We start from the raw sequence: 25,285 nt of genomic DNA on the forward strand, positions 1-25,285 counted from the left end.
CGGAACCGCGCCAAGGCAAGCAAAACAAAAGGGTGGCCCATGATAAGCCACCCTTTGTCGTTATTGCTATGCTGTGCTGATTACTTCAGCATGATCCGATCACTTGCCATCGGGGTCACTGGCGAGTTCATGCCAATGTAGTCCGCGACGGCCTGTTCAAGGTTCGGGCCGAAGTCATAGACATCTTTCGCATTGTCGCGGAACAGGGCATAGCCGTCACCGCCATTGCGCATGAAGTCATTTGAAACGACGCCATACATCTTGTTCATGTCAATCGGGGCATAGGTGTCGCCTTCGGCAACCATGACATTTGAAACCCGCGATCCGACTGGCTGCGAAAGGTCGAGATCAAATTTCAGGCCTGCAACCTGCGGGAACTGGCCTTTGTCTTCGTCAACTTTAGAAACACCATGTTCAAGCGAGGCAACGACGTCTTTGCCAGACAGGTTGAAGGTTGCCAATGCGTTCTGGAACGGAAGCACCGTCAGGACTTCGCCCATGGTGACCGTGCCTTCATCAATACTGGCACGAACACCACCACCGTTTTGAATGGCGATCTGATAACCTTCGCCGGCTTTCCAAAGCATCGCGTCGGCAATCAGCGACCCCATAGAGCATTCCATATGACGGCAGGTTTCGCGTGATCCGTCTGCGGATGCTGTAAAGCTGCCGACTTCAATGTTGCGGACCGAATCAACTTTTTCACTTGCCGCAGCAATTACGGCAAGAACGTCTTCAGCAGGTTTAACGCTGGCATCGAGCGAGATCGGTTCACCAGACCAGCCGGTTGCGACACCGGCATCATCAAAGGTGACATTTAATTCACCGAGATAGCGGCTATAGGCATAGGCCTGTACAACCAGAACCGGTTTGCCATCCGGTGCGGTTTCAACGACCGGGTAGGGGTAATTGGCTTTTTCATTTGTGTTTGAGAACAACTGATTGTCATGGCCGCCAACAATGACGTCGATGCCGCTCACAGTTTTGGCCAGTTCGAAATCCTTGTAAGAGCCCGAATGGCTCATCACGATGATTTTGTTAACACCTTTAAGGCGCAAGCGCGCAACTGAATAGCGCAGGGCCATTTCAGAATCCGTGATTTCGACCTGATCACCGGGGCTGGAAATGTCCGGGGTTTCTTCGGTGGTAATCCCGATCAAACCGATTTTCTCACCGCCAAGTTCGATGATGGTGTCGGGGATGATTTTACCTTTAAGACTGGAAGAGGCTGTTGGGTGAACGTTTGCTGAGAGAACAGGAACTTTGCTTGCCTTGATAAAGGCTTCGAGCACTTCCGGCCCATCATCAAACTCATGGTTGCCGATGGTCATGGCATCATAGCCTGCCATTTCCATCAATTCAGCGGTAAGGGTGCCTTTGTAGGTCGCGTAATAAAGAGATCCCTGAAACTGGTCGCCGCCATCAAGGGCAAGAACATTGCCGCCTTCGGCCTTGGCATCGCGGATCGCAGTTGCAAGGCGGGCATAACCCCCGAAGCATTTTCCTTCGGCGTCGTCTTCAGCATTGCAAGTGTTGTTGTATTTGGTAACGGATTCAACGCGATCATGAACGTCGTTGGTATGAAGGATACGCAAATCGTAATCCGCCAATGCACTTCCCGCACCAAGGGTCAGCATGGTGCAAGCTGATAGCAGCCCTGCAATCTTTTGTTTCATCATTACTCTCCAACAAATGGGCAAGCTTTCCTGTCTCTGACGGAAGAGGTTGCCACGGCATATCAAAGCTTTTGAGGCGGAAATTACTTTCCCCAGTGGATGCTAACATCAAACTTACACGGAAGGTATGCCCGGTTGATGACTGTAAGGTGAAAGATGCACCAAAATGCGTGAAGCGATCAGGGCCAAGCGGACCGGGTATTAAGAATCGATATGCGACGGGACGAAGCGTTTCAGCCGATTTCGTAAAAAATTCATTTGGTTGATTATTAAGTTTACCAAGAAAATATATTGTTCCGAAAGCCATGGATGATAATAAGGCGATACTCGTAAACCTAAGGGAAACCCCGCAGAAGCGGAACATGTCGTGCAATTTGGTCTGAGGCTTTTTTGACCAACTGGACAGGTTTTGTGTTTTCCTTGCATGGTCGGCTATTTACAGGGCACTATATTTTGTAGTTACCATAAGAATTCGCAACATGATCAAGCGGATTTCCACGGTTGAGGGACCGTAGCGTCCGACATGATGTGGATCACATGTTTTCGATGAGGGAGTCCCACGGTTAAGGGCACCAGTGGGAAGAATAATCAGAATTCAAGCAATGAAGGGCATCGGAATGAAAAAGCTTCTGACCTCGGTGGTCGCGGCTGTCGCCTGCTATGCAGGTGTTGCTTCGGCTGCAGATATCAATCCGGCAGTTATCTACGATATGGGTGGCCGTTTTGACCGTTCGTTTAATCAGGGCGCATATAACGGCGCAGAAAAATACAAAGAAGACAACGGTACTGAGTATCGCGACTTCGAAATTCAGAATGACTCCCAGCGTGAACAGGCGATGCGTAACTTTGCACGTCGCGGTATGAATCCGATCGTTGCGATTGGCTTCAACCAGGCTTCCGCACTAGAAAAAGTTGCCAAGGAATTTCCTGAGACCAAGTTTACGATCATTGACATGGTCGTCGACCTGCCAAACGTCCAGTCGGTAGTTTTCAAAGAGCACGAAGGTTCATTCCTGGTTGGTGTCCTTGCTGCTATGGCATCGAAAACCGGTAAAGTTGGCTTTATCGGCGGTATGGATATTCCGCTAATCAGTAAATTCTCCTGTGGTTATGCACAAGGTGTCAAGTATGCCAATAGCGATGCTGAAATCTTCCAGAACATGACTGGTACGACCCCATCGGCATGGAATGACCCTGTCAAAGGTGGTGAATTGGCAAAGTCGCAGTTCGACCGTGGTGCTGACGTTGTTTATCACGCAGCAGGTGGGACCGGTGTCGGCGTTTTGCAGGCGGCTGCAGATGCAGGAAAACTGGGCATTGGTGTTGACTCCAATCAAAACGGAATGCATCCAGGATCGGTTCTGACCTCGATGCTTAAGCGCGTTGATGTTGCTGTTTACGAAGCTTTCGCTTCAGCAGCAGGTGACAACTGGCAGCCGGGCCTTACCATTCTTGGTCTAGCAGAAGGTGGTGTTGATTGGGCTCTTGATGAAAACAACGAGAAACTGATCACCCCTGAAATGAAAGCAACTGTTGCCAAGGCGAAAGAAGAAATCATTTCAGGTTCGCTTGAAGTGCATGATTACACGAGCGACAGCGCTTGCCCGATGTAAGGCAGCCTTGAAGAAAACTGGGGATTTGTAGTGTCGGATACGATGCATCAAATGCACGGCACCAGTGATACTGGTGCCGTGCTGCCCGCTATTGAACTGCGCGGCATAGACAAGCGGTTCGGAGCGGTACACGCAAACAAAGAAATCGATCTTAAGGTCGATAAAGGAACTATTCACGGGATCGTGGGAGAGAATGGCGCGGGGAAGTCGACCCTGATGAGTATCCTGTATGGCTTTTACCAAGCCGACGCAGGGACCATTCATGTCGACGGCGCCCTTTGTGATATCAAAGGATCGGAAGACGCCATTGCTGTTGGCATCGGCATGGTTCATCAGCATTTCATGCTGGTTGAGACATTCTCGGTTCTTGAAAATGTCATCCTTGGTGTTGAAGGCGGTGCGGTTCTGCGCGATGGCGTTGATAAAGCGCGCGAAGAACTTGAACGTCTGGAGCGTGAATATTCGCTCGACATTGATCCGGATGCCATTGTTGGTGATCTGTCTGTCGGTCTTCAGCAGCGCGTTGAAATTCTTAAGGCGCTTTATCGCGGCGCCGAAATTCTTATTCTCGATGAGCCAACCGGTGTTTTGACCCCGCAAGAGGCAGACCACCTGTTTCGCATCCTTGAAACTCTGAAACAACAGGGTAAAACGGTTGTTCTGATTACCCATAAATTGCGCGAAATCATGGCTGCAACGGATAATGTTTCCGTCATGCGCCAAGGCGCAATGGTGGCACACCGCAAGACCGCGGAAACCAGCCCGGAAGAACTTTCTGAATTAATGGTTGGACGTAAAGTATTGCTACGACTTGAAAAGGGTAAAGCCAACCCGGATGCGACCGTTCTTCAAGTAGACAATCTGTGTGTTGATAATGAGCAGGGTGTACGTAAGGTCAAAAATGCGACCTTTAGTGTGCGTGCAGGCGAGATTGTCGGTATTGCTGGTGTCTCTGGCAATGGCCAGAGCGAGCTTCTTGAAGCGCTTGGCGGTATTCGTTCCGCCAGCGAAGGTTTGGTCGAACTGAACGGGCAGGACGTCACACCGGGCAAAGGTGTTGATGCGGCAGAACTTCGCCGCCGCGGTGTTGCTCATGTTCCTGAAGACCGGCATCGCATGGCGATGGTGACAGCATTTTCAGCCAAAGAAGCAGCAATTCTTGGATATGAAAACGACCCTGCCTATCAAAAAAACGGGTTGCTTGATTGGCATGCGATTTCGGATGCCACAGCAAAAATGATGTCCGAATTTGATGTTCGACCAGATAATCCTGACCTGAAAGCCGCCAATTTTTCAGGCGGGAATCAGCAAAAGCTTGTTCTGGCACGCGAAATTATGCGTGACCCAGCCCTTCTTTTGGTTGGTCAGCCGACCCGTGGTGTCGATATCGGGGCCATTGAATTCATTCACAGACGAATAGTTGCCATGCGTGATGCGGGCAAAGCCGTTTTGTTGGTATCTGTGGAGCTCGACGAGATCATGTCGCTTGCCGACCGAATTTTGGTGATGTGTGATGGCGCTATTATCGGCGAAGTTTCTGCTGATGAAGCAACAGAGCGCGTGCTTGGTCTCATGATGGCAGGGGTCGATCCAAATGAAGCCAAGGCAGTGGAGGGACAGGCATGAGCTCTACCATCCAATTACCACGCTGGATTGACGTTGGCGTATTGCCGCTTTTGAATCTTTTTCTCGCTCTGTTGGTATCGGCACTTTTGGTTCTAGCTATTGGCGAAAACCCGGCAGAAGTTGTTGAGATTCTGCTTTATGGGGCTTTTGGATACGAAGAAGCATGGGGTTATACGCTTTATTACACCACCAACTTCATTTTTACCGGCCTTGCCTTTGCCGTCGCATTCCATTGCGGCCTGTTTAACATCGGTGCCGAAGGGCAGGCATATGTCGGTGGCCTTGGCGTGACGATAGCGGCCCTTTATCTCGATTTCCTGCCATTTCCGATCATGTTGATTGTCAGTATGATGGCAGCAATGATCTTTGGCGCCGCATGGGCCTATATCCCGGCATACCTTCAGGCACGTCGCGGGTCACACGTAGTGATCACGACGATTATGTTCAACTTCATCGCATCATCCTTGATGGTGTATTTGCTGGTGAATGTATTTCGTCCACAAGGATCAATGAGCCCGGAAAGTGAACAGATTGCTGAACATCTGCGTTTGCCGTTCATTCATGACATGGCAGTAAGCTTTGGTATTGAGATGGCATCAAGCCCGCTTAACCTGTCATTTGTCTATGCGATTGCCGCAAGTATTCTGATCTGGATGTTTATTTGGCACACACGGTGGGGCTATGCGATCCGAACTGTTGGTGCCAATGCGGTTGCGGCGACCTATGCCGGACTTGAACCCGGTCGTTACATCATCATTGCGATGATGATTTCCGGTGCATTGTCATCTTTCATGGCGCTTAACGAAGTCATGGGGGTCCAGCACCGTCTTCTGATCGATTTCACGGCAGGATATGGCTTTGTCGGGATCGCTGTGGCTCTGATGGGGCGGAACCATCCATTTGGTATTTTCCTCGCCGCATTGCTGTTTGGCATGCTGTATCAGGGCGGGGCAGAGCTTTCCTTTGAAATTCCGACGATCTCGAACGATATGGTCGTGGTTATTCAAGGTTTGGTCATTTTGTTTACCGGTGCGATGGAACATATGTTCCGGCCGCGTGTCACCAAAATCTATACCGCGTGGCGTTTGCGCCGTGATGCGCAGGAGGCCGCGTGATGGAAAACTTTGAACTGATCATTTTGTTGCTTGATGCGACCTTGCGCACGTCCACACCGCTGATCCTTGCAGCCCTTGCCGGGATGTTTTCCGAACGGTCAGGTACGATTAACCTGGCCCTTGAGGGTATGATGCTGGGTGGTGCGTTTTCTGCAGCTGCTGTAGCGTTTTATGCTGGAAATCCGTGGGTCGGTCTTTTGGCAGCGATCGCAACCACAATCGGGTTGTCGCTATTACATGGGTTTGCTTGCATCACCCACAAAGGCAATCAGGTTGTTTCAGGCATGGCGATCAACATCCTGATGTCCGGTTTGACCGCACTTGTCGGGATTGCGTTATTTGCGCAAGGGGGCAAAACGCCGGCACTAGATAAAGCATCGCGTTTTCAGCCTATTACTTTCCCGGGGGCCGAAGCTGTCAAGGATGTGCCGATTCTTGGCCCGATTTATTCCGAACTGCTCAGTGGTCATAACATTCTGGTCTATATCGCATTCCTTGCGGTTCCAGCCGCATGGTGGGTGATGTATCGCACCCGGTTTGGCCTACGCCTGCGGGCCGTTGGTGAAAACCCCGGTGCGGTTGATACTGCCGGTATTGGTGTCGTTGCCATGCGCTATCGTGCTGTGATTTGTTCTGGCATTCTTGTCGGGATGTCTGGCGCGTATCTTTCAACAGCGCAGGGTGCGTCATTTCTACAGGATATGACGGCCGGTAAGGGGTATATCGCGCTTGCAGCCATGGTGTTTGGCAAATGGCGCCCGTTCCCGACCTTGGCAGCGTGTCTTTTGTTTGGTTTCCTTGATGCCGCAGCAACACGTTTGCAGGGTGTGATTTTGCCCGGTATTGGCGAGGTTCCCGTACAGCTGGTGCAGGCATTACCATATGTTCTGACGGTTATTTTACTGGCGGGCTTTATTGGCCGGGCCATACCGCCAAAGGCACTTGGACGTCCGTATGTAAAAGAACGTTAAGGGTGAAATCGTCCGAGTTCATGTGATGACGTGAGCCCGGACTATTTCCTTCAGTCATGGATGTAATGACTGTTCATGGTTAGAGCCCAGATTGAGGCATTGCCGTTCTAAGCGGAGTTTGCCACGCGGTTCTGACTAAGAAATGCCATAAGTCCGTGTTGAATGTCTGTCGGTGAGACAAGGCAGAAAATGACAGCGGTAAAATCACAATCAATGACGATATGTCAGATAGCATTTGCTTGAATTTGGCAGTGTCGGTTTACGAAACAGGATTATGAAAATGGGCGATACAAAGCAGGCTCCGCGCGATTTGGTTGATGCAGCCCTTGCTGCGCGCGACAAAGCCTATGCGCCGTATTCAAAGTTCCATGTTGGTGCAGCTTTGCGCACGGCAGATGGTAAGGTGATTACGGGCTGTAACGTTGAAAATGCGGCCTATCCCGAAGGGGTTTGTGCCGAGGCGGGCGCAATTTCGGCGATGGTTCTGTCGGGTGAGACAAAGTTCGATGAAATTGTCGTGGTCGGACTTGGTGATGTTGCCTGTACACCTTGTGGTGGATGCCGTCAGAAAATTCGCGAATTCACCGGGGCAGATGCAACAATTTTTATCATCAACGAAGCGCGTGAAACGCTTTTGACCTTGTCGCGCGAAGAACTTATTCCGCATTCCTTTGGACCGGAGAACCTGAAATGAGCAATGTAAAAGCAGCATTGGACGTCATCGCGTCAAAGGCCCCCGGGTTTAAGGCACAGGTTGCGTTGGTTCTTGGCAGTGGGCTTGGCGGTGTGGTTGATGCTGTCAGTGACGCCATCAGCATTTCCTATGAAGACCTTCCGGGGTTCCCGCGACCAACCGTAGTCGGACATGGCGGGACGCTTGTCCTTGGTCGTATTGGAGGTGTTTCCGTTGCTGTCATGCAGGGACGGGCACATTTTTACGAACACGGCCGTTCCGATCTCATGGCAGAGCCACTTGAAACCTTGCGTGCATTGGGGGCAGATCGCTTGATCTTGACCAATGCAGCAGGATCGCTTCTTCCCGATGCCGTACCGGGTAGTTTGATGTTGATTACCGATCATATCAGCCTGTTTGGGCCTAATCCGCTTATTGGCTATCATGGTAAAGACCGCTTTGTTGGCATGGATGTACCCTATGATCCTGACATTGGATCAGGTCTGCACGATACGGCGGCAAAGTTGGGTATCAAGTTGTTCGAAGGAACCTATTGCTGGTGCACGGGGCCGAGCTTTGAAACGCCTGCGGAAATTCGTGCGCTTAAAACTCTTGGTGCCGACGCAGTTGGTATGTCGACCGTGCCCGAAAACATCCTTGGTCGCCGTCTTGGTTTCCGGATCGCTGCCGTTTCAAACATCACCAATCTTGCCGCAGGCATGAGCGCAACACCGCTTAGCCATGAGCAAACGCTTGAGATGTCGAAAGAAGGTTCTTCTAACCTTATCAAGATATTGCTTCAGTATTTCTCAAGTTCTGAATGAGTCTGAATTTGATCAGTCTTGAGTTTAAAAATTAACGAAAAGCGTGCAGGAGACAGCTAATGCTGCCGCAGGAAATCATTCGCCGCAAACGCGAAGGCGAAGTTCTGACCGATGCCGAAATTGCCTTTTTTGTTAAAGGCATCACCGACGATACTATCAGCGAAGGGCAGGTTGCAGCTCTTGCGATGGCTGTGTTTTTCAATGGCATGACCATGGATGAACGGGCTGCCTTAACGCGTAATATGCGCGATAGCGGTACAGTCCTTGATTGGAAGGCCCTTGGGCTTGATGGCCCGGTGGTTGATAAGCATTCCACGGGTGGTGTCGGGGATAAGGTCAGCTTGATGCTTGGCCCGATCGTTGGGGCATGTGGTGCATTTGTGCCGATGATTTCCGGGCGTGGGCTTGGCCATACCGGCGGGACATTGGATAAATTTGATTCCATTCCCGGTTATCGTACGACACCGACCCTTGAAGAGTTTGCCAAAGTCACCCGTGACGTTGGGTGTGCGATTATTGGCCAGACAGCCGACCTTGCGCCTGCAGACAAGCGATTTTACGGCATTCGCGATGTTACTGCGACCGTGGAAAGCATTCCGCTGATCACCGCATCCATTCTGTCAAAGAAGCTGGCGGCGGGGCTTGATTCACTGGTGATGGATGTGAAATTCGGTTCTGGCGCATTCATGAATGAATATGACCGCGCCCGCGAACTGGCCCAAAGCATCACCGAAGTTGCCACCCGTAATGGTGTGCCGACAGTCGCCCTTTTGACCGATATGGAACAGGTTCTCGGCGATACTATTGGCAACGCCCTTGAAATGGTTGAGGCGATTGATTTCCTGACCGGCAAGCATCAGGAACAGCGGGTTTATGACGTCACATTGGCCCTTGCGGCTGAAATGTTGACGGTCAGCGGTGTTGCAACGGATGTATCGGATGGTTTGCAACTGGCGACGCACGCGCTTGAAAGTGGCAAGGCCGCAGAAGTGTTTGGCAAGATGGTTGCAAGCCTTGGTGGTCCGACCGACTTTATCGAGAAGCATGGCAATTATCTTGAGGCGGCTCCGATGATCAAACCGGTGAGTGCGGCCCAGACCGGTCGGGTTGTTTCGATGGATGCGCGCAAAGTTGGTCTTGCACTTGTCGCACTTAAAGGCGGTCGTAGCCGTGCGGATCAGAAGATTGATTTTGCTGTTGGCTTCACCGATTTCATTAAGGTCGGACAGCCGGTTTCCGCAGAAACGCCACTTTGCATCGCGCATGTTCGTGACCAAGCGCAGCTTGATGAAGCAACTGCGTTGCTACGCGAAGCAGTCGTGATTGGTGAAGGCGATGTTCATGCAACGGGCAGTGAACCTGCTGTGCGTGAACGGATTGTCGCGAAGTTAAAAGGCTGATTGCGGACGATCATGATCAAAACAAAGGTCTGGAAATTTATCGCTCCGGCCTTTTGTAATGCTTTGTCTCGTCCTGAAATACGTTGTCACCTATAGGAGGTGACAATGTCGATGTCAGGCATAGAGCGCCGTAAGCGCACACAACGTGATTACAATATGGGCTTTAAGCTGGCTGTTGTAGATCAGGTCGAAAAGGGCGAAATGACCTACAAGCAGGCACAGATGCGGTATGGCATACAGGGCCGTAGTACTGTCCTGAAGTGGTTGCGCAAACATGGTAAGCTTGACTGGTCGACAACGAGGCACAAAGCCATGTCCCCATTGAAAGAAACGCCTGAACAGAAGATCAAGCGCCTTGAAAGGGAGCTTGAAGACGAACGGATCCGCGTCATGGTGATGGATGGCATGATCACCATCATGGATGAGGAATATGGAGCGGGTCTGCGAAAAAAGTACTTATCCGAACTGCGAGAACATTACAGGCGCAAGGGCAAGTCAGTCTGAGCCGGACCTGTCGATGTTTTGGTCTTTCAAGGCAGTCGGTTTACCAGTTGTTGCAACGCCGTTGCCGACGACAGGAACAGCTCGCACCACTTTATGATTGCGTCATGCGCTTGCGCCAGCATATGCCCCGGATTGGCGCACGTAAACTCTATCATTTGCTGCAGGATGACTTGCGTCGTCTTGGCATCAAGATGGGGCGTGACCGTTTGTTTGACTGGCTCAGAGAGCATCGTCTTCTGGTACAGCCACGAAAGAATTACACCAAAACCACCCACAGCAAACACTGGATGAGAAAGCATCCGAACCTGTTGGCAGGGCACAAGCCAAGCCGCCCTGAGCAAGTGTTTGTCAGCGACATCACCTATATCGAGAGTGATGAAGGTGTGCATTATCTGTCACTGGTGACAGACGCCTTCTCGCGCAAGATCATGGGGCATGTGCTGAGCCACAGCATGGCCGCTTCTGAGGTTGTCGGAGCCTTGAAGCAAGCAATCAAAAACCGGATCACCAAAGAGCCGCTGATCCACCATTCTGATCGGGGGCTCCAATATTGTTCAGGCTGTTATCAGGAGGTGTTGAGAAAACATCAAATTACACCGTCAATGACCGATGGCTATGATTGTTATCAGAATGCCTTGGCCGAGCGCATGAACGGTATTCTCAAACAGGAGTTCCTCTTACACCGGTGCAAAACTTTCGAGGATCTCCGTAAACTGGTCAAAGAGGCCGTTGATACTTACAATACCATCCGACCGCACATCTCTCTGGAAATGCAAACTCCAGAAAATGTGCATCAAAAAGCCAGCGGATGATCATCCGCTGGCTCAAGTAAAACCGTCAACGTATTTTAGGACGGCACAGACCCTGCCGCTGCAACCTTCATCATGGCTGTTGTCTCCCGGAATGTTATTTTTAACATTTCCGGATATTCCTTGGTTCACTCCTATCTTTGATGTGAGGTCGCGGAAACATAATCAAAGGATGGAAAGTTTCCACGACACCGAAAAAGATGGCTTGTCTTGAACTTCAATAATTTCAATGACGTCCATTATTTGGGAAACTCATCTCTGTTGCATGATCTGATTTTGCAATGATCTAAAAATGTGGGTATGACAGGGCTTGCAAAATATGCGAGCAGGCCGCATTTTGATCAGTAATGAAAATTTGTCTGCCAAGACGAAAATCTTAAGAATCAGGAGAGAGAAGCATGGGGAAACTGGATCGGCGCCGCCGGGAGATATTGGAACTTGTGGCGTCAAACAGCTTTATGACCATTGATTCCCTAGCTGATCATTTCTCTGTGACACCGCAAACCATCCGCCGTGACATCAATGAGATGGCCGAAGAAGGCCTGATTGCGCGGTATCACGGTGGTGCGGCAAGTGTTTCGACCACGGAAAACACGGCCTACACCGATCGTCAAATCCTTAATCTTGGTAGCAAACGCGAAATTGCCAAATTGGTGGCAGATCACATCCCCGAAGGGGCGTCATTATTTATCAATATCGGCACGACCAATGAAGAAGTCGCACATGCCCTTTTAGGCCATAAAAGCCTGAAAATTATCACGAATAATCTTCATGTTGCTGAAATTTGTGCCGCTAACCAAGGGTTTGAGGTCATCATCGCAGGTGGCGTCGTGCGCCAGCGTGACTTTGGCGTTATCGGCGAAGCGACAATAGATTTCATCAACCAGTTCAAGGTCGATTACGCGATTATCGGCATTTCGGGTGTTGATGAAGATGGAAGCCTGATGGATTTCGATTATCGCGAAGTCCGAGTAGCGCGCGCGATCATTTCCAATGCCCGTCAGACATTCCTGTGTACGGATGCGTCAAAGTTTGGCCGCCGTGCGATGGTGCGCTTGGGCCATCTTTCTGAAATTGATGCCTTGTTCACAGACCGTCATCCCGGCCCGAACTGGTCGGATGTTATCCGTGAAGCAGATGTGTCGGTCTATACCGCGAACTAACACACTGGTCTTTCCGCGAGACTTTTAGGCGAAGACACCATCTTCGCGTTTGCCAGTACGCATGGTGATTGGGCCCTGCGACGACCCTTTGAGCATCTGGGTCAGGTGTTCGTTATGGGCATCATCAATATCGCCAGTTTTTCCAGACCAATAGACTTTGCCTTCGTGCATCATTATCAGGTTTTGATACCGCGTACGGGCAATCTGCATGTCATTGGTGATTGAAATGACGGTTGTACCCTGTTGTTGGGCGATTTTGGCAATCATCAGTTCGATATGGGTCGACAGGACCGGATCAAGCCCTGCGGTCGGATTGTCGAGCAGCAAGATATCAGGATTTGATGATATCGCGCGGGCAATGCCAACGCGCTTTTGCATGCCACCGGAAAGATCGTTCGGGGTTAGGTCTGCACTTTCTGTCGTTAACCCAACCAACCCCAATAAATGGATGGCATGTTCTTTGGCATCCGCGCGGTTCATGATGCCAAGTTCGACCTGACGAAAACAGATGTTTTCCCAAACCTTCAAGCTGTCAAACAACGCGTTATGTTGAAAAAGCATACCTATGCGCGATGCCCATTCAGGACGGGTCGGTGCAGCGGTTCGACTGACATCATCGCCATTAAGGGAAATTGACCCACTGTCTGCACCATAGATGCCGACCAGACATTTCATCAGCACACTTTTACCCGCAGCAGATGGTCCAATGATCGCCATGGTCTCACCTTTGGCAAGGTGGAGGTCAACACCATCAACGGCGACCATCGGGCCAAAGCGTTTGGTAAGTTGATCAACAGCAATAAAGGCCGGTTGCGCAGAGGAGGCTGATACAGGCTGGGTCATATAACTTCCGGTCCGGTTTCAATTTCGGCTGAGTTTCGGCAATTGACGGGCAGGGGGCAAGTGCCAATTTCACAAAAATGAAAACGGCCCCAAACAGGGGCCGTTTTGCAAAGCGTTTGAATTCGAAAATCCGATTAGTGCGAAAGTATCTGGCTGAGGAACAGCTTGGTACGGTCGCTTTTCGGGTTGTCGAAGAATTCCTTCGGGCCTGCCATTTCGACAATCTGGCCAGCATCCATAAAGATGACACGGTCAGCGACCTCTTTGGCGAAGCCCATTTCGTGGGTTACGCAAAGCATGGTCATGCCTTCTTTGGCCAGCTCGACCATAACGTCGAGAACTTCCTTGACCATTTCCGGGTCAAGGGCTGAAGTCGGCTCATCGAACAACATTATTTTCGGCTGCATGCAGAGCGAACGGGCAATTGCCACACGCTGCTGCTGACCACCGGAAAGCTGGCCCGGGAACTTATGAGCCTGTTCTGCAATCCGAACGCGTTCAAGATAGTGCATGGCCAGATCATTGGCTTCTTTCTTGGGCATTTTACGAACCCAGATCGGTGCCAATGTCAGGTTTTCAAGAACTGTCATGTGCGGGAACAGGTTGAAGTGCTGAAACACCATGCAGACATCACGGCGTACGGCTTCGATGTTCTTTACATCGTCACCCAGCAGGATGTCATTTACGGTGATATCGCCACCTTGATAGGTTTCAAGCCGGTTCAATGTACGGATCAGCGTTGATTTACCTGAGCCCGACGGGCCACAGATAACGATACGCTCACCTTTACGAACAGATAGGTCAATATCCTTGAGAACATGGAAATTGCCATACCATTTGTTCATCTTGTTTACGACGATGACTTCTTCCTCAGACGGAGGAGGCACAGCGCCGGTAGTAGTTTCAGTTGCTACAGTCATTGTATTTCCTCACTCCTTACCTTTGTTCGCCTTTGCGAAGCTCTTTTTCAAGATAGGCGGAATATTTCGCCATCGAGAAACAGAGCAGGAAGAATATTGCTGCGGCGAAGGCATAACCTTCGACGTAATACTTGGTCCATGCCGGGTCACTACGGAGTGCCAGCTTTACCGTGCCAAGGAAGTCAAACAGGCCGATAATCACAACCAGCGTGGTATCCTTGAGCATGGAGATAAAGCTGTTCACCGTTGGCGGAATAACCAGACGCAGGGCTTGTGGCAGAATGATCAGTCGCATCGATTGCCAGTAAGAAAGAGCAAGGCTTTCGCCTGCTTCAAACTGACCACGCGGCACGGCCTGCAAACCGCCACGGAATACCTCGGCAAGGTAGGCCGCAGTGAACAGGATGATGCCGATCTGTGCGCGCAGCAACTTGTCGATGGTGACCCCATCGGGCAAGAACAGCGGGAACATGACCGACGCCATGAACAGAACCGTAATCAACGGAACGCCACGAATGATCTCGATATAAACCACCGAGACCGTTCTTATTGCGGGCATGTTCGACTGACGACCAAGAGCCAACAACAGACCAAACGGAAAGGCAAAGATGATGCCGATTGCCGAGAGGATCAGGGTTAGAGGAAGGCCGCCCCAATAACTGTTCTGAACATAGGTAAGGCCCAGAACACCGCCCCACATCAATATGGCGATCACCGGAACGCCGATCACCCACATAGGGATGATGGCCTTGGTCATTCTAGGATACTTGACCGCAGCAAGACTGCCGCAAATGATTCCCATCAGAACGATCATGGCCAGAAGCGGACGCCACTGTTCTTCGAACGGATAGGTGCCAAACAGGATCAGGCGGAGATTGGCATTAACAAACCCCCAGCAAGCACCCGTGACTTCAGCACAGCCTTCAATGGTCGGTGTCAGGGTTGCATTGACAATTCCCCACTGGATAAGCGGCGGAATGAGCCATACCAGGAATGCAATCGAACCAAGAGTGAGAAGGGTGTTGAACCACCCGTCAAACAGGTTCTTTCTTGACCATGTGACGGCACGCTCGGCAAAGGTGCCGGCGGGAAGGGGAGGTAGTTTTGCATTTTCTGACATGTTACCTCTCCACCAGAGCCATTTTCTTGTTGAACCAGTTCATAAAGAGCGAGGTCAACAAAGACAAACCAAGATAGATCGACATGAAGATCGAGATTGCCTCGATCGCCTGGCCGGTCTGGTTCATGGTCGTGTTGGAAACGGAAACCAGATCAGGATAGCCAACCGCAACAGCCAAGGAGCTGTTTTTGGTCAGATTAAGATACTGGTTGGTCAGAGGCGGGATCGCAACGCGCATAGATTGCGGCAGGATCACTTTACGAAGTGCGACAGAGCGTTTGACGCCAAGACTGTCAGCAGCCTCCCACTGACCGTTTGGAACAGCCTGAATACCCGATCGAACGACCTCGGCAACATAGGTTGAGGTGTAAACCGTAAGACCAATCAGGACCGCCATGAATTCTGGCGAGATATTATAACCGCCACGAATGTTAAAGCCTTTAAGCGCCGGGATGCTCATGTCAGTAGGAGCGCCGCCAATGAGATAGGCGAGGAAAACCAACCCGACAAAGATACCAAGACCAGCCAAGAACATAGGGAAAGGTTGACCCGTCGCATCTTGGCGCTTTTTCGCCCATTTCTTGACGAAAAAGATAATTACAAACGCAATTATCGCGGCAATACCCATCAATGTATAAGCGTTGTCGGCCACGGGGACCGGCAAATACATGCCGCGTGAGGTCAGCAAAACTCCTGGTAGCGGTTCAAGAGCATCGCGCGGGTGCGGGAATGCACTTGGAATCAAGGCATACCAGAAGAAAAGTTGAAGCAAAACCGGGATGTTCCGGAAGGTTTCAACATATGCAGTCGCCAGTTTGCGAACGATCCAGTTCGACGAGAGACGGGCGATACCAAAAATGGTTCCGATCAGCGTACACAGAATGATGCCAAGCACCGACACTTTCACGGTATTAAGAAGTCCGACTGTCAATGCCGTCGCATAATCGCTTTTGGCACTGTAGTCGATCATTGATTCCCCAATCTCGAAGGAAGCTTCAAGATCAAGGAAACCGTAACCGGTAGAGATGTTCTGTTTTTCAAGGTTGTTCAAGGTATTAGATACCAAGTACCAGCCCGCCAGAATAATAAGACCGATCGCGACAACCTGATACAGGACTGCACGAACGTTCTCGTCATTCAAGTAATCGACGAAGCGCTTGGAATGAACATCTCCTTGGGCATGTTGAGGCTTACTCATATGACCCTCAGGTGTAGATTGTATCCAAAATCAGTAGGCACCTAACGAAAAGCTCCGCCCATGCGTTCAGGCAGTGGGGCGGAGCTTCGTAGGTTTAGTGAACGGCTGCTAACGAATTAGCGAACCGGCCATGCGTACTGCAGGCCACCATCGGTCCACAGAGCGTTGAGACCGCGCTCAAGGCCCAATTTCGCGGTAACGTTTTTCTCATAGCTTTCGCCATAGTTACCAACGGTTTTGATGATGCGGTATGCCCACTCTTCGTCAAGACCAAGAGCTTCGCCCATACCCGGGGATACGCCCAGCAAACGCTGGATACCTGGGTTGGTGCTGTTTGCTTTCATGTCGTCAACATTTTCCATGGTGACGCCGAATTCTTCAGCTTCAACCATAGCAAGGAACGACCAGCGTGCAACGTCTGACCACTGTTCGTCACCCTGGGCGACAACCGGGCCGAGCGGCTCTTTAGAAATGATTTCCGGAAGAATGACATAGTCATCCGGGTTTTCAGCCATGGTGGTACGGATCGAAGCAAGACCCGAAGCATCCGTGGTGTAAACGTCGCAACGGCCTGAGAAGAAGGCAGCGGTTGCTTCGTTGATGTTTTCGATAACGACCGGCTCAAAGCTCATGCCTTTAGCGCGGAAGTAATCAGCAAGGTTAAGTTCGGTGGTGGTACCCGGTTCTACGCAGACGGTTGCGCCGTCAAGCTCGGTTGCGCTGGTTACGCCAAGAGCTTTCGGGATCAGGAAGCCCTGACCGTCATAGTAGTTGATACCAACGAAGGTCAGACCAAGCTTCGCGTCACGTGTGGTGGTTGCAGTGGTGTTACGCGACAGAATGTCGATTTCACCAGACTGCAGTGCCGTGAAACGCTGTGCGGCAGTCAGGGGGGTGTACTGAACGCTGTTCGCGTCACCGAGTACTGCTGCTGCAATACCACGGCAAATATCAACGTCAATGCCTTCCCATTTACCTTCGGCGTTGGCAGACGAGAAACCCGGAAGACCGGTGTTTACGCCACACTGAACGAAACCTTTAGCCTTGATGCCGTCAAGCACGGCACCAGCCTGTGCATTGTTTGCGGCAACGGCTGCAACGGTCATTGCGCCCGCGGCTAGGATCGTTTTGATTTTCATAGATAGCTCCCTTATTAGCAAAGCATTGTTTTTTAGCTTTTGTGCCACCCTGGACATGCCATACAGCATATCCATCAATCCAAAAGATATTGGATCGTCAAATTAAGAAATTTTAGGCCACCTTGTGTCAAGTGTGAAAAATTTCCAATTGGCCTTTAATCAGAGAATTTTGCTGCAAAACCAGCGGTTTTCACGGGTTTATGCTTCTTTACGTACCTGTTGCTAAGTTCATGTTTTTGCAGAAAATGTTCGATATATCAGTGTTTTAACGGACAAGGCTGTTTGGCTCTCCGCCAATCCGAAAAATGCACGAACTTTTTTTCATATGACACAGGCCTGTGATTAAAAAAGTAACATTTTTAAAGTGTGTATAAAAAACAAACACTGTTGCGGTGCGGAATCGGAGAATGATTTGACTCCGCATGGTCAAATGCTCATCGCTTTTTCCAGCGTAGATTCTAAAACCCCTTGCACAATAATGCAGGGGGCTCTGAATTAGGACTTAAGTTCGCCAAGGTTGGAAAAAAGTTCAAGCGCGGTTGGATTTGCAAGCGCTTCCTGATTTTTAACCGGCCTGCCATGTACGACGTCTCGCACGGCCAGTTCGGTGATTTTGCCTGATTTCGTGCGCGGGATATCGGCGACTGCAATCACCTTGGCGGGCACATGGCGTGGTGTGCAATTGCTTCTGATCTGTTTCTTGATTTTGTCGATCAGTGCGGTATCCAACACGTGATTTTCGCGCAGCACAACAAACAGGATGACCCGAACGTCATTATCCCAGTCTTGTCCAATAACAATCGATTCCTGAATTTCGGGCAGTTTTTCGACCTGACGATAGATCTCTGCGGTGCCGATCCGCACACCACCGGGATTAAGGGTTGCATCGGATCTGCCATAGATCACCATGCCACCTTCATCATCTAGTTCGACATAATCACCGTGGCACCAGATGTTATCGAACCGGTCGAAATAGGCGCTGTGATAGCGAGAACCATCCGGATCATTCCAGAAACCGACGGGCATTGATGGGAATGGTTTGGTGCAAACCAGTTCGCCTTTTTCATTACGAACCGGCTTTCCGTCATCATCAAAGACATCAACGGCCACGCCAAGAGCGCGGGTTTGGATGACGCCGCGTTTTACTGGTAAGACCGGGGATGCAAGAACAAAGCAGCCAAGGATGTCTGTGCCACCCGAAATGGATGCAAGATGGATGTCTTGCTTGATGTCGCGATAGACGTAATCAAAGCTTTCCGGGGCCAAAGGTGATCCGGTCGATGTCATTGCCCTGACCGTTGACAGGGTATGCGTTTCGCGTGGTTTGAGGTCGGCTTTTGCAAGCGCATCAATATATTTGGCGGATGTGCCCAACAGGGTCATGCCTTCTGCATCGGCGTAATCAAACAGAATATTGCCGTTTGGATAGAACGGAGAACCATCATAAAGAAGCAAAGTTGCACCCGCAACGAGGCCGGCCATCAACCAGTTCCACATCATCCAGCCGCAGGTGGTGAAGTAGAAAACACGGTCTCCCGGCGAGACATCACAATGCAGAACATGTTCAGACACCTGCTTAAGCAGCGTGCCGCCTGTGCCATGAACAATGCATTTTGGCTTCCCAGTCGTTCCCGAAGAAAACATGACATACAAGGGATGGTTGAATTCGACCTGTTCGAAAATGATCGTCGTGCCTTCGAACGGGGCAAGGAAATCGTCATAGGAAACTGCGTTGCGGATGCCTGTGGTGTCTGTACCATCAAAAGCATAGGCAACGAGAACCACCTTTTTCAGGCTGCCGATCCGGTCAACAACATCGCGGACTTTTTCGCGGATATCATGTTGCTTGCCATTATAATGGTAGCCATCCACCGTGATCATGACGGTTGGTTCAATCTGGCCAAAGCGATCAACGACCCCTTGGACCCCAAAGTCAGGGGAAGCAGATGACCATGTGGCGCCGATCGCAGCGGTTGCCAGTAGGGCGATGACGGTTTCTGCCATATTGGGCATATAGCCGCAAACACGGTCGCCTTTGCCAACACCTTCTGCGCGCAATGCCTGAGAGAATTTGGAAACGGCAATGTTGAGTTCCGCCCATGACAGGCGCGATTTTACCTTGTCTTCGCCCCAGAAGACGAGTGCATCTGTGTTATCGTCGCGCACCAAAAGGTTCTCTGCGAAATTCAGGCGTGCATCGGGAAAGAATTGCGCACCAGGCATCTTGTCGCCGTCCACCAAGATGCGGTCACCCCACGTTTTTGCTTTCAGGTCGCAAAACTCAATAATGGCAGGCCAAAAACGTTCAGTATCAGAGACTGACCAGTCATACAGAGCGGTGAAGCTCTGGAGGTCGAGGGAATACTTGTCATTCACCCAGCGTTGAAAGCGGGTGACGTTTGCATTTTCAACGCGTTCTTTCGTCGGCTGCCAAAGCAAGTCGCTCATGATGGGTCCTCTGTCTCGTGCCGTTTTGGTGTTTTCAAACGAGCGCAATTCGTTGTCTGCGCTAATTTGGTACCTCTGTACCGCTTTTTTACGGGTAAAAATCTTTGGCGGCAAGCAGAGTAACGCGGATGTCCGTTATTGGTAATACCAATATCAGATTTTTCGATGATGTGATTTGTAAGGATATGACTTCTAACTAATTAAAAATAATTAAAAATATTGTGAAACTTTGAGGTGATAAATAGTTTGTGCGCTAAGGCTTGTTCAGCTTGATAAGCTAATAAAGTGACAAAAATCGTCGGGATTTTGTTCGATGATGATTCGATTTGGCATGAAAAATTTCCCAGTTCGTGAAAACTCTTGCGCCTGATGACGGGCATACTAGTTTGACTGGGAAATATAAAACAATGGAGGCGACCTTGGCCGGGATTGACGAAAGTAAGCCGTTTGTTTCAATCAATATTGCGGTGCTTACGGTAAGTGATACCCGTACAGCTGCGAATGATACGTCTGGTGATACCCTGATCGGGCGTATCGAGGCCAAAGGCCACAAGGTCTATGCCCGAAAAATCTTGCCCGATGATCAAAAGGGATTGCGCAAACAGCTTGCGGTGTGGTGCGCAACTCCTGAAATCGACGTGATCATATCAACTGGCGGAACCGGTGTTACGGGGCGGGATGTTACGGTGGAAGTACATCGCACCCTTTATGAAAAAGAAATCCCGGGTTTTGGCGAATTGTTCCGTTGGATTTCCTATCAAAAGATCGGGACATCTACTGTGCAGTCGCGGGCAACCGCGGGGGTCTGTCAGGGTACTTATATGTTTGCGCTGCCGGGGTCGACAGGTGCCTGTAAGGATGCATGGGATGAAATTCTGACCTATCAGCTTGATATCCGCCACAAACCTTGCAATTTTGTCGAACTGATGCCGCGCCTTATGGAACGGTGATAGAGGGTTCTTTTATCTACATCAGGGCCATCCGATAGGCCGTTCACCACTGCCCACCAGAAGCCACCACCATAAGGAAGCCCCATGGATTTTATTACGGATCCGTTCTTTTACGCTCTTGCCATTCCGGCTGTTCTGATTGCAGGCGTTTCCAAAAGTGGCTTTGGCGGCGGGCTGGGGGTTATGGCGGTTCCTTTGATGGCGCTGGCGGTGTCTCCGCAAGTTGCCGCTGCAATCATGTTGCCGATCCTGTGTCTTATGGACCTTGCAAATGTCTGGGCGTATCGGAAGCGCTGGGATCGTCGCAATATGCTGATCCTTGTTCCGGCTGCACTTGCGGGTATTTTAATCGGCACATTGACGTTCAGCTATCTTAGCGTTGCTGCGGTGAAACTGATCATTGCATTGATTGCAATCATCTTCACTCTTGATCATTGGCTGCGCGGTAAGAATGCCGGTGATACGCCCAAACAGTCGACATGGGGAAAAGGAACCGTGTTGGGTGGTTTGGCTGGGTTTACAAGCTTTGTTGCCCACGCAGGCGGGCCACCTGTGTCGATGTTCTTACTGCCCCAGAGAATGGATAAATCGGTCTTTGTCGGCACGACGGTGATGTTCTTCATTGTCGTCAATTACGTCAAACTGATCCCGTATTGGTTTCTCGGGCAGTTCAATCCATCAAATCTTGGGACGGCGGCTTTATTGATTCCAGTGGCGCTGTTTGGCACCTGGCTTGGGCTATGGGCGCATGACAAGGTTAATGTCACTTTATTCTATCGAATTTGCTACGGGCTGCTTTTCCTGACAGGAGTTAAGCTGTTTTGGGATGCTGTGGCTCATTTCATTGGAAGTGGTTCCATATAAAACGACCCATTTCGCGGGTATCATCATTTCAAGAGCATGACTGGCGTGGGTGATGTTGATAAGGCACCTAAACCGCCGAGTGAGCATTGAAGATACTTTATGTATGGCGTTTTAAAACAGGCACCCTCGGATGCCTGTTTTTCTTGTCTTGATAACGAAACCGGAACCATCGGAAATGGTTCATGCTTGTTTAATCCAGACAAAGGCGATAGCGATATAAGCAGATTGTCGATAAATTGTTTTTGATGTGAGTAGCGGAGAGCTTCGATTGGCGCTGATTTTGGCAAAGCTTGCAGTTTCGATTGGTGTGGTGCTTGGCCTGTCGATGCTTGCTGAACGTGCTGGGCCGCGTGTGGCGGGTGTTTTGGCAGGATATCCGTTGGGAACAGCGATCCTGCTTTACTTCATCGGGATTGAACAGGGCATTGATTTCGCCAGCAAAAGTGCGATTTACGCGTTTCCAGGTCTCATCGCGACCTTATCGTTTCTGTATGCTTATTTTCTGATGTCGCGCCGATGCATGTCGCTTCCGGTGTTGCCGCAAATTTTCCTTTGCTCAGTGTGCGCTTTTGGCGCGTTTCTGTGTGTGTCATGGTTGTTCCAATTGACCGCAATGTCACTTACGCAAGCAGCATTCATTCTGTTGGTTGCGATGTGTGTTGCCCTCGTGCTGTTTCGAAAAATCGAAAATCAAAGCATCCTTAATCGTGTGCGCCTGACAAAGGGTGTCGTCCTGTTGCGCGCCGGGCTTGCTTCGTTGATCGTTCTTATTATCAGCGGGTTGGCGGCGTGGATTGGGCCGCGTTGGTCCGGGTTATTGTCAGGCTTCCCTGTGACGCTGTATCCGATCATGTTAATATTACATTTCACGTATGGGGCCGGACCGGTTCATACCCTGATAAGAAACTTTCCGCGCGGCATGGGGGCGCTGTGGGTTTATATCCTGACCGTGTCGCTTGGCTATCCGGTTCTTGGGCTGGAACTTGGGACGTTGGCAGCCTTTTCTATCGCAACTGTTTACCTGGTCATTTATTCCACTTTCGTCTGGATGCGCCAAAAGTCCGTGCAAGGGACTGACTGATCTCATAACATCCGTACCTAATGGTACAATAATGGTCTGAAACGAAGATCATTCTCAGGGGGATACATCTGCATGCAGCAGGTTCAATCATTGGTCAGGGCGTTAAGCATCCTGAATGCGCTTGCGAAAAGCGACGATGGCATGACGCTGACCGAAATAGCCCAACAGGTGAAATTACCGCCTTCGACCGCTCACAGGTTGCTAACAACCATGCAGCACGAGCGATATGTTGCGTTTGATGGGGAACGCACACTTTGGTTTGTTGGTGTTCAGGCTTTTAGTGTCGGTAATGCGTTCACAAAAAATCGCAATCTTAGCCAGATCGCGCGGCCTTATATGCGTGCACTTATGGAAGATAGCGGTGAAACGGTAAATCTTGCGGTTGCTGACGGTGGAGAGGTGATTTTCTTATCGCAAGTCGAATGTCGCAAAATGATGCGTGCGCTGGTAACGCCGGGACGCCGGGCTTTGATGCATTGCTCTGGCGTTGGAAAGGCCTTGCTGGCCTTTTTGCCGGAAGAAGAATTGAAGTCGGTTGTAGCGCAACACGGGTTGCCCAAAATCACAGAACGTACATTGGTATCCCAAGGGGCTCTGGAGAAGGATCTGGAGCGTTCCCGTCAACGTGGTTATGCTCTTGATGATGAAGAGCATGCTGTTGGATTGCGCTGTGTTGCGGGTGTTGTGCGTGATGAAACCGGGAACCCGATTGCTGCGTTGTCGCTCTCAGGACCGGTTGCACGTATTCCAAACGAACAGATTGAACTGCTTGGTCTTAAAATCAGACGCGTATGTGCTGATCTTAGTCGCGAATATGGCGGTGTGCCTGTCTGATCTCGTCGATACGTGAAGCCATTTCGCCTTATGGCGTTTTAGAGCAGTTGTTGGTCGCAAATCGGAAGGTATTCCTTCCGCTTTTTTTTGCGGCATACATGGCATCATCGGCAGCGGCAATCAGTTCGTCGGTTGTCTCACCGTGATCGGGATACAGCGCAATGCCAATTGATGCTGACACAGTATATGGCGGCTGAGCCGTGCCAAATGAAATAGGGGTGTTCGAGAGGGCGGTTTGAATTTTTCGCGCGACCAGTTCGGCATCTTCGGGTGTTTCAGTACCCGGCAAGATAACAGTGAATTCATCACCGCCAATACGCGCAACGGTGTCGACATTTCGAAGGGTTGTGGTTAACCGCGTGGCAATCTCACTAAGGACCTTGTCACCTGTGGAATGACCAAAAGTGTCGTTCAGGGTTTTGAAGGCGTCGAGATCAATAAACATCAGAACGAAACATTCCCGTCGGCGTTTTGACAGTTTAATCGCATAGTGTCAGACGATCCATGAACAGATAGCGGTTGGGCAAGGATGTTAAGGCATCGTGATTGGCCTGAAAGCGGATCTGTTCTTCGGAAAACTTGCGGTCAGAGATGTCGGTGAAACTGGTTAGACGCAGGGTCTTATCCTGAACGACAACGTTGCGCCCATTGATTTCACACGGGAATTCCCGACCGTCCTTGCATCGGGCTATCGCTTCATAGGGTTTGTCATAGCCTGATCTGATATTGGCCATCACAAGTGAGATGGCCTCTGGTGCAATAATATCAGCAGCATTAAGGGTCAGAAGTTCTTCGCGGTTATACCCAAACATCCGTTCCGCAGCGTTGTTTGTATCGACGCACTGGCCGCCATCATGAAGGAACAAGGCTTCGTTGGTCAGTTTTTCAAGCACTTGTAACCGCTCTTCGCTTTCGCGACGCAGGTTGCGCTCGATAACCAGTTCGGTGATGTCCCACACAATGCAATCAATCTGACAATCATTACTAAAGGGCGGAAGTGCGCGCATTTGAATACGTACCCAAAGGCTTTCTCCCAAATTTGTCGTAACCGGAAGTTCGACAACCTGAATGCTGCCTTTGGCATCTACAGCTTGTAGTCGTAGGGAGGTCAGCGTGTCATGATCAATAATGTGATCACGTACATTGTCTGAAAGTGACGCTCCAATCCAGTGAAGCCCATGGTCTGATGCAAATTCGATCTTGCCATGCTGGTCAAGTCGAAACACCAGACCTGGTAGGTTGGCAAAGAACTTTTCGCTTGAACCCACATAACGCCGGGCAAAGAAATGCACACCGGCAAGTGCCAAGGCGGTTAGGACGAAAAAGACGATTGATGCGGATGCATTTTCTGTCGCCGCGCCGGGCAGGCCAAAAACAACATCAACTCCACCGCAAAACCAAAGGCCCAGCAGACACCAAAGCATCTGCAAGGCAATAAAATAGCGGTTCTTCAGAAACGAACTAGGCATAGCTCAAAGTATACTCTTTTCTCACTATGAGAAATTAAGAATATA

General features: G+C 50.4%; 22 protein-coding genes. 13 read left to right on the plus strand and 9 right to left on the minus strand.

The features are described 5' to 3' along the window. Positions 1-80: 80 nt before the first annotated feature. Complete coding sequence (locus tag ACQ0MK_RS06410; protein ID WP_430475324.1) at positions 81-1,676, minus strand: bifunctional metallophosphatase/5'-nucleotidase; 1,596 nt, start codon at positions 1,674-1,676, stop codon at positions 81-83. Positions 1,677-2,293: 617 nt separating this feature from the next. On the opposite strand from ACQ0MK_RS06410, the gene ACQ0MK_RS06415 reads away from it, so the two are divergent. From ACQ0MK_RS06415 to ACQ0MK_RS06455, 9 genes are all read left to right on the plus strand, one after another. After that, on the plus strand, positions 2,294-3,289 hold the full coding sequence (locus ACQ0MK_RS06415; RefSeq protein WP_430476007.1) for a BMP family lipoprotein: 996 nt from the start codon (positions 2,294-2,296) through the stop codon (positions 3,287-3,289). A 42-nt stretch (positions 3,290-3,331) separates the two neighbouring features. Next, entirely contained in the window at positions 3,332-4,915 is a 1,584-nt protein-coding gene (locus ACQ0MK_RS06420; RefSeq protein ID WP_430476008.1) for an ABC transporter ATP-binding protein, read from the plus strand. Further along, the gene (locus tag ACQ0MK_RS06425) at positions 4,912-6,030 is read left to right on the plus strand and encodes an ABC transporter permease (protein ID WP_430475325.1); all 1,119 of its coding nucleotides are present in this window, start codon (positions 4,912-4,914) and stop codon (positions 6,028-6,030) included. The genes ACQ0MK_RS06420 and ACQ0MK_RS06425 overlap by 4 nt, the downstream gene beginning before the upstream one ends. After that, positions 6,030-7,001, plus strand: a complete 972-nt coding sequence (locus tag ACQ0MK_RS06430; protein ID WP_430475326.1) for an ABC transporter permease — start codon at positions 6,030-6,032, stop codon at positions 6,999-7,001. The genes ACQ0MK_RS06425 and ACQ0MK_RS06430 overlap by 1 nt, the downstream gene beginning before the upstream one ends. 280 nt (positions 7,002-7,281) lie before the next feature. Further along, on the plus strand, positions 7,282-7,695 hold the full coding sequence (locus ACQ0MK_RS06435; protein WP_430475327.1) for a cytidine deaminase: 414 nt from the start codon (positions 7,282-7,284) through the stop codon (positions 7,693-7,695). Further along, positions 7,692-8,498 (plus strand): purine-nucleoside phosphorylase, encoded by an 807-nt coding sequence (locus tag ACQ0MK_RS06440; protein WP_430475328.1) that lies wholly within the window; start codon positions 7,692-7,694, stop codon positions 8,496-8,498. The genes ACQ0MK_RS06435 and ACQ0MK_RS06440 overlap by 4 nt, the downstream gene beginning before the upstream one ends. A 59-nt stretch (positions 8,499-8,557) precedes the next feature. Next, positions 8,558-9,898 carry a thymidine phosphorylase gene (gene deoA / locus ACQ0MK_RS06445; RefSeq protein ID WP_430475329.1) on the plus strand — a complete coding sequence of 447 codons (1,341 nt, stop codon included), beginning with the start codon at positions 8,558-8,560 and terminating at the stop codon, positions 9,896-9,898. A 105-nt stretch (positions 9,899-10,003) separates the two neighbouring features. Further along, positions 10,004-11,214, plus strand: a protein-coding gene (locus ACQ0MK_RS06450) for an IS3 family transposase (RefSeq protein ID WP_430474919.1) whose coding sequence is annotated in 2 segments (ribosomal slippage) — positions 10,004-10,343 and positions 10,343-11,214 — 1,212 coding nt in all. Because the reading frame shifts where the segments join, the coding sequence is not laid out codon by codon here. A 395-nt stretch (positions 11,215-11,609) separates the two neighbouring features. Further along, positions 11,610-12,374, plus strand: coding sequence for a DeoR/GlpR family DNA-binding transcription regulator (locus tag ACQ0MK_RS06455; protein ID WP_350045753.1), 765 nt, complete (start codon positions 11,610-11,612; stop codon positions 12,372-12,374). 24 nt (positions 12,375-12,398) lie between these two features. Here the strand turns inward: ACQ0MK_RS06455 and ACQ0MK_RS06460 are convergent, their stop codons facing one another. From ACQ0MK_RS06460 to ACQ0MK_RS06485, 6 genes are all read right to left on the minus strand, one after another. Next, positions 12,399-13,217 (minus strand): ABC transporter ATP-binding protein, encoded by an 819-nt coding sequence (locus ACQ0MK_RS06460; RefSeq protein WP_430475330.1) that lies wholly within the window; start codon positions 13,215-13,217, stop codon positions 12,399-12,401. Between the two features lie 134 nt (positions 13,218-13,351). Beyond that, complete coding sequence (locus ACQ0MK_RS06465; RefSeq protein WP_350046138.1) at positions 13,352-14,062, minus strand: amino acid ABC transporter ATP-binding protein; 711 nt, start codon at positions 14,060-14,062, stop codon at positions 13,352-13,354. 91 nt (positions 14,063-14,153) lie between these two features. Next, positions 14,154-15,257, minus strand: coding sequence for an amino acid ABC transporter permease (locus ACQ0MK_RS06470; RefSeq protein ID WP_430475331.1), 1,104 nt, complete (start codon positions 15,255-15,257; stop codon positions 14,154-14,156). A 1-nt stretch (position 15,258) separates the two neighbouring features. Then, on the minus strand, positions 15,259-16,455 hold the full coding sequence (locus ACQ0MK_RS06475; RefSeq protein WP_430475332.1) for an amino acid ABC transporter permease: 1,197 nt from the start codon (positions 16,453-16,455) through the stop codon (positions 15,259-15,261). Positions 16,456-16,571: 116 nt separating this feature from the next. After that, positions 16,572-17,594 carry an amino acid ABC transporter substrate-binding protein gene (locus tag ACQ0MK_RS06480; RefSeq protein WP_350040582.1) on the minus strand — a complete coding sequence of 341 codons (1,023 nt, stop codon included), beginning with the start codon at positions 17,592-17,594 and terminating at the stop codon, positions 16,572-16,574. A gap of 495 nt (positions 17,595-18,089) precedes the next feature. Further along, on the minus strand, positions 18,090-20,042 hold the full coding sequence (locus tag ACQ0MK_RS06485; RefSeq protein ID WP_430475333.1) for an acetoacetate--CoA ligase: 1,953 nt from the start codon (positions 20,040-20,042) through the stop codon (positions 18,090-18,092). A gap of 407 nt (positions 20,043-20,449) precedes the next feature. Between ACQ0MK_RS06485 and moaB the strand changes: the two genes are divergently transcribed. The 4 genes from moaB to ACQ0MK_RS06505 all read left to right on the plus strand — a co-directional run bounded on the left by moaB (position 20,450) and on the right by ACQ0MK_RS06505 (position 23,771). After that, the gene (gene moaB / locus ACQ0MK_RS06490; protein ID WP_430475334.1) at positions 20,450-20,992 is read left to right on the plus strand and encodes a molybdenum cofactor biosynthesis protein B; all 543 of its coding nucleotides are present in this window, start codon (positions 20,450-20,452) and stop codon (positions 20,990-20,992) included. Between the two features lie 84 nt (positions 20,993-21,076). After that, positions 21,077-21,856, plus strand: coding sequence for a sulfite exporter TauE/SafE family protein (locus ACQ0MK_RS06495; RefSeq protein WP_430475335.1), 780 nt, complete (start codon positions 21,077-21,079; stop codon positions 21,854-21,856). Positions 21,857-22,124: 268 nt separating this feature from the next. After that, entirely contained in the window at positions 22,125-22,937 is an 813-nt protein-coding gene (locus ACQ0MK_RS06500) for a hypothetical protein (RefSeq protein WP_430475336.1), read from the plus strand. 72 nt (positions 22,938-23,009) lie between these two features. After that, positions 23,010-23,771, plus strand: a complete 762-nt coding sequence (locus ACQ0MK_RS06505) for an IclR family transcriptional regulator (RefSeq protein WP_350040588.1) — start codon at positions 23,010-23,012, stop codon at positions 23,769-23,771. A 28-nt stretch (positions 23,772-23,799) separates the two neighbouring features. Here the strand turns inward: ACQ0MK_RS06505 and ACQ0MK_RS06510 are convergent, their stop codons facing one another. Continuing rightward, on the minus strand, positions 23,800-24,255 hold the full coding sequence (locus ACQ0MK_RS06510; protein WP_430476009.1) for a diguanylate cyclase domain-containing protein: 456 nt from the start codon (positions 24,253-24,255) through the stop codon (positions 23,800-23,802). After that, positions 24,251-25,240 (minus strand): PAS domain S-box protein, encoded by a 990-nt coding sequence (locus ACQ0MK_RS06515; protein WP_430475337.1) that lies wholly within the window; start codon positions 25,238-25,240, stop codon positions 24,251-24,253. The genes ACQ0MK_RS06510 and ACQ0MK_RS06515 overlap by 5 nt, the downstream gene beginning before the upstream one ends. Between the last annotated feature and the right edge of the window lie 45 nt (positions 25,241-25,285).

Source organism: Thalassospira lucentensis (assembly GCF_050516545.1).
Taxonomy (GTDB): domain Bacteria; phylum Pseudomonadota; class Alphaproteobacteria; order Rhodospirillales; family Thalassospiraceae; genus Thalassospira; species Thalassospira lucentensis_C.

Bases quoted from the DNA above. Each gene is read 5' to 3' on its own strand.
- ACQ0MK_RS06410 (WP_430475324.1), bottom strand. From the start codon at position 1,676: ATGAAACAAAAGATTGCAGGGCTGCTATCAGCTTGCACCATGCTGACC.
- ACQ0MK_RS06415 (WP_430476007.1), top strand. From the start codon at position 2,294: ATGAAAAAGCTTCTGACCTCGGTGGTCGCGGCTGTCGCCTGCTATGCA.
- ACQ0MK_RS06420 (WP_430476008.1), top strand. From the start codon at position 3,332: ATGCATCAAATGCACGGCACCAGTGATACTGGTGCCGTGCTGCCCGCT.
- ACQ0MK_RS06425 (WP_430475325.1), top strand. From the start codon at position 4,912: ATGAGCTCTACCATCCAATTACCACGCTGGATTGACGTTGGCGTATTG.
- ACQ0MK_RS06430 (WP_430475326.1), top strand. From the start codon at position 6,030: ATGGAAAACTTTGAACTGATCATTTTGTTGCTTGATGCGACCTTGCGC.
- ACQ0MK_RS06435 (WP_430475327.1), top strand. From the start codon at position 7,282: ATGGGCGATACAAAGCAGGCTCCGCGCGATTTGGTTGATGCAGCCCTT.
- ACQ0MK_RS06440 (WP_430475328.1), top strand. From the start codon at position 7,692: ATGAGCAATGTAAAAGCAGCATTGGACGTCATCGCGTCAAAGGCCCCC.
- deoA (WP_430475329.1), top strand. From the start codon at position 8,558: ATGCTGCCGCAGGAAATCATTCGCCGCAAACGCGAAGGCGAAGTTCTG.
- ACQ0MK_RS06455 (WP_350045753.1), top strand. From the start codon at position 11,610: ATGGGGAAACTGGATCGGCGCCGCCGGGAGATATTGGAACTTGTGGCG.
- ACQ0MK_RS06460 (WP_430475330.1), bottom strand. From the start codon at position 13,217: ATGACCCAGCCTGTATCAGCCTCCTCTGCGCAACCGGCCTTTATTGCT.
- ACQ0MK_RS06465 (WP_350046138.1), bottom strand. From the start codon at position 14,062: ATGAACAAATGGTATGGCAATTTCCATGTTCTCAAGGATATTGACCTA.
- ACQ0MK_RS06470 (WP_430475331.1), bottom strand. From the start codon at position 15,257: ATGTCAGAAAATGCAAAACTACCTCCCCTTCCCGCCGGCACCTTTGCC.
- ACQ0MK_RS06475 (WP_430475332.1), bottom strand. From the start codon at position 16,455: ATGAGTAAGCCTCAACATGCCCAAGGAGATGTTCATTCCAAGCGCTTC.
- ACQ0MK_RS06480 (WP_350040582.1), bottom strand. From the start codon at position 17,594: ATGAAAATCAAAACGATCCTAGCCGCGGGCGCAATGACCGTTGCAGCC.
- ACQ0MK_RS06485 (WP_430475333.1), bottom strand. From the start codon at position 20,042: ATGAGCGACTTGCTTTGGCAGCCGACGAAAGAACGCGTTGAAAATGCA.
- moaB (WP_430475334.1), top strand. From the start codon at position 20,450: ATGGAGGCGACCTTGGCCGGGATTGACGAAAGTAAGCCGTTTGTTTCA.
- ACQ0MK_RS06495 (WP_430475335.1), top strand. From the start codon at position 21,077: ATGGATTTTATTACGGATCCGTTCTTTTACGCTCTTGCCATTCCGGCT.
- ACQ0MK_RS06505 (WP_350040588.1), top strand. From the start codon at position 23,010: ATGCAGCAGGTTCAATCATTGGTCAGGGCGTTAAGCATCCTGAATGCG.
- ACQ0MK_RS06515 (WP_430475337.1), bottom strand. From the start codon at position 25,240: ATGCCTAGTTCGTTTCTGAAGAACCGCTATTTTATTGCCTTGCAGATG.